Source organism: Algoriphagus aestuariicola, from assembly GCF_017254835.1.
GTDB classification, from domain to species: Bacteria; Bacteroidota; Bacteroidia; order Cytophagales; family Cyclobacteriaceae; genus Algoriphagus; species Algoriphagus aestuariicola.
This window is the reverse complement of the sequence record NZ_JAFKCW010000023.1, coordinates 1-489: the sequence shown is the minus strand read 5'-3', so window position 1 is coordinate 489 and position 489 is coordinate 1. Positions and strand designations below refer to the sequence as shown.

General features: G+C 65.8%; 1 protein-coding gene. It reads right to left on the bottom strand.

Going from position 1 to position 489, the window contains the following annotated elements; all coding sequences use genetic code 11:
• Window positions 1-489, bottom strand: a 489-nt coding sequence (locus J0A67_RS23525; protein ID WP_498366378.1) for a TOBE domain-containing protein, incomplete at both ends; no start/stop codon positions are given.

The following is a 489-nucleotide window of genomic DNA, read 5'->3' as shown; positions in this document are numbered from 1 at the left end:
TGAAAATATGCGCTTGCCCCATCACGTTGAGACTGACCTGCGCCCCGGGCCGCAGGCCTTCGCGGCTGACGGTTTTGATTTCGAGCTGCGCGCCGTCGGCGGCCATTTGCAGATTGAGGGTGGAGACGAAGCCGGCGAAATCGATGCCGGTGATCACCGCCTGGCCGCGCTGCGCCGGATCGGACAAACCGATTTGAATCTGCTCCGGACGCAGCATGATGCGCGCCGAGCCGCTGCGTTGGCGATCGTCGACGGCGATGCGCCCCAATGCGCAGTCGGCCCAGCCGTGCGCCAGCTCGGCGGTCAGCACCAGCGTTTCGCCAAGGAAACTGGCGGTCGGTTCATCGACCGGGCGCAGATAAAGATCCTGCGGCGCGCCCACCTGCGCCAGCCGACCGTTGCGCATGACCGCCACCTGATCGGCGAACGACAGCGCCTCGCTCTGATCGTGGGTGACCAGGATCGACGCGACTTTGGCCTCCGTCAGCA